The 3,248-nt window shown below is 55.1% G+C and carries 2 protein-coding genes; both read right to left on the bottom strand.

The features are described 5' to 3' along the window. Nucleotides 1-1,365: 1,365 nt before the first annotated feature. The gene (locus tag VEH04_16115; protein HYG24305.1) at nucleotides 1,366-3,045 is read right to left on the bottom strand and encodes a glycoside hydrolase family 28 protein; all 1,680 of its coding nucleotides are present in this window, start codon (nucleotides 3,043-3,045) and stop codon (nucleotides 1,366-1,368) included. 77 nt (nucleotides 3,046-3,122) lie between these two features. After that, a partial coding sequence (locus VEH04_16110) for a transposase (GenBank protein HYG24304.1) occupies nucleotides 3,123-3,248 on the bottom strand: 126 nt, incomplete at its 5' end.

The raw sequence follows: 3,248 nt of genomic DNA, 5'->3' as shown, positions 1-3,248 counted from the left end.
GCTTCACAGACCTCATCACCCAGGCACGTCAGATTGGCAATCCTTTGTCTGACACCAACGCGGAAAGAAGAACTTCCAACGAAAAGCCATCAGGAATTTCAACCCGCCACATCTCCACCGCTTTCACGCCGCCGCTGACAGGGGTCTGACTTTGCGAATCAGAGCAGCGGAATCCATGAGAACATACTGAGCTAACTATTATGAATCGGAACGTCAAAATATTCTGTCCGAAATGCGAATGGGTGCCGGACGCGGCTGATCGATGGATGTGTGGTCCGGGCTGTGGTTGGATCTGGAATACGTTTGAGACCTGCGGCGTCTGTCCAAAGTGCGGAAGGAATTGGGAAAACACACAATGCCTTCTCTGCAAAAAGTGGTCGCCTCATGTCGATTGGTATCATGAAGAAGTTCCCGATTCCACGTTGGAACGCGTTCAGCATCACACGTCGTGAGAGGATGTGCGCCCCGTGTCACATTTGGTTTTTGTACATTTCACAGCTTAAGCAACCTACCCTTGTCTCCTGTCACCATCTCGTTTGATCGCAGAAAGATACTCCGAAAACGATCCCGTTTTTGATCGTTAGGCGCGTTTTCCCGGGCCGTTTTCAGCTCGCAAGGAATCGACGCTTCTCGCAGCGCCCACATGCGACCCCTTGGCATTTCCGTCGTCCAGAATCCTGCTCTTGCCCTGCCTTCAAGAAACAGGCGCCTTGGATTCCAAAGCGCCTGTTCGGCGCCATCCGCATTTTACATCCCCTTCATCGCACGTGTCGGATTCAGTCCAAACGCTATTCGTGTCGTGCGGTTCAAACTCTGAAACAATGTACGAGAAGAAACGATTCGGCAGGCGCTCGAATGCAGACGTGAAAATCGATCCTTGCAGCCATAACGCAGGTTTGATTCGGCATACCTGTTGTGTAGCACTGATGCTGTGGTGGTAACGGACACTATTTGGCTGAGTCCTGAGATGATGATGTCGTGGTTTCTTCTTTTGGTGTTGCCACAGTAAGTTACTGCAAACGAGGTTCTTATGGCCAATAGCGCTGCGAATTTGCATCTATGGAGCGATTTTCAGCCGCCTTTTCGCAGCCATACGAACGGGCCTCGTCTCACCCAGTCCCATTCTTTCGGATCCCTCACGACGCCAGCCCGGACCATGTTCAGTCTCAGGGCGAATCCCGCGAGTTGCGCCAACCTTCGGACAATTCTACGCGGTTTGACTCGTGAGTTCCCATTCCCTCACTTTCCCGCTGATGCTGTTCATGCGGGGGAAGAAGAATAACAACACCGGTTGCATGGATTTATTCGGCACTGACGCGCGGTTGCGGCGCAGTGCGCAATCCCTGCCGACGTGTGCCGGGCAATTCAGAATTGGCGCTCGTGGATCGAGGCTTCGCTGAAATCCTGCAGCCCATGGCTCGCGCGGAGGCTGAAGTTCTTCACGTTCTTCAGAAGAAATTTTCGGCCACCATTCACCGTGTCCGCCTTGACGTTATGAAAATCCGCATTGTCGACGGAGTCGAGAACGAAGGCGGGTCGTTCCTCCTTCTCCATAAATCGAACATCGACGTCGCTTAACTGCACGCCTTTAGCATGTCGCATGAAAAAGCCGTATGCAGGCGTAACGCCAAACATGGAAGGCTCGGGATAGGAACTGGCGTTCTGCGGAATGGCCCGCTCCGCGTCCTCGCGCGTGCCCCCTCCCCGATAGTGAATGCGGATGTTCGACAACTTCACGTCTTCAACGGGATTCCCTTCAATGCCTGCGATGATGCACGCGTAACGGGGATCGACATCGTGTGCGATCACATTGCTGATCTGGACGCGGCGCAGTTTGCCGACAGGCGTTCCTTCCGGACCGCGCATGCGACTCCCAAGCCGGAGAAAAATTGGCGCTGTGGTGACGTCACGCATCGTGATGTTGTTGATGGTTACGTCCTCGAGAACGCCGCCATCCACGGTTTCCAGCGCGATTCCACGGCAACGGTCGAACACGCAATTCGCAATGCTGATGTTTCGAAATCCTCCATTGGATTCCGTCCCAAACTTGATGCGGCCCGTGACGCGGTCGCGATCGGGCGCGAGCTCCTGCGTGCGCTGGAATGTTCCGTCAAGCAGGGTTCCGAGGTCGTAACCACTCACCTGGCAATTGACAATGGTCACGTTCTCCGTCGCCTGCGCGTAACCCAGTCCAAATGAACTCTTCAGCACGATGGCGTCGTCATTTGGCGAATTGATCGTGCAATTCGAGATGCGCACATTGCGGCAGCAGTCGATGTCGAAGCCGTCGCGATTCGTATCAACCTTGATGTTATCGATTGTCAGATTGTCCACGCCCGTCGCGAGCAAAACAAAATGCCCGCCCATGAGCACCGAAAAGTCACGCAGCACCACATTGCGGCAGAGCTTCAGTGCGATTGCTTTATTGCCTTCGCCGTCCATTGTCGGGTCGAGCATGGGACGCGCGCCGGTGTTGGTGGAATTGACCTGGTAAACCTGTTCCACGGGGTTGGTGACGGTGTTGAACACGAGCGGCATGTCCCCGGGCCGGCTGGCGCGACGAGGCCCTGGTCCGCGTTTTGTAAGTCCTTGGCCATCGATCAAGCCAGGCCCCACGATTGAGACGTTTTCCAGGCCGATGCCCCAGATGAGGCTGTTTTTCCAATGGCTGTGTCCAAAATCTTGATACATGTCCCATTCGTTCTCCTCGGGGGAATCATAACGGCCGGGATGTTCGGCCGGGTTTGCTGCAAGCAGCGTCGCACCCTGGTCGAGAAAGAGGCGGATATGGCTTTGGAGCCGGATTGAAAAACTGAGGTACGTACCGGCAGGAAAATAGACAGTCCCGCCGCCGCGAGCTGCAGCCGTCGCGATGGCGCGATTTATGGCATCGCCATCAAGGGTCTTTCCATCGCCCACCGCGCCGAATGCGCGGACATCGTAAACCACACCTGCAACTGGTGAAGGGGTATCAGCAGCGCGCGTTGATGGAACGAGAACCGCGGCCAGCAACAACGCCAGCAAGCTCAACCCGGGAGTTTTCATGGGTCAAACTTTCCACGGCGATGCGCTGCTGTGTCAACGCACCAAAATGGCGATGACGCCGTGCCGGGCTTATATATTTAGCAAACGCAGGAAACCTGGCGGTAGGTGAGCCGTTTGTTTTCGATCAACTGGCCAAACCCTTTCAGGCGGGTGCCATCGGTTTGATGGCGGGTGTTCCAGCGGAAAGCGAATTCATTGGCGTA

It is taken from the genome of Verrucomicrobiia bacterium (genome assembly GCA_035629175.1).
Lineage (GTDB): Bacteria > Verrucomicrobiota > Verrucomicrobiia > Limisphaerales > DASXHY01 > DASXHY01.
The sequence above is the reverse complement of the archived record's forward strand: the minus strand, read 5'-3'. Positions and strand labels throughout refer to the sequence as shown.

Bases quoted from the DNA above. Each gene is read 5' to 3' on its own strand.
- VEH04_16115 (HYG24305.1), bottom strand. From the start codon at position 3,045: ATGAAAACTCCCGGGTTGAGCTTGCTGGCGTTGTTGCTGGCCGCGGTT.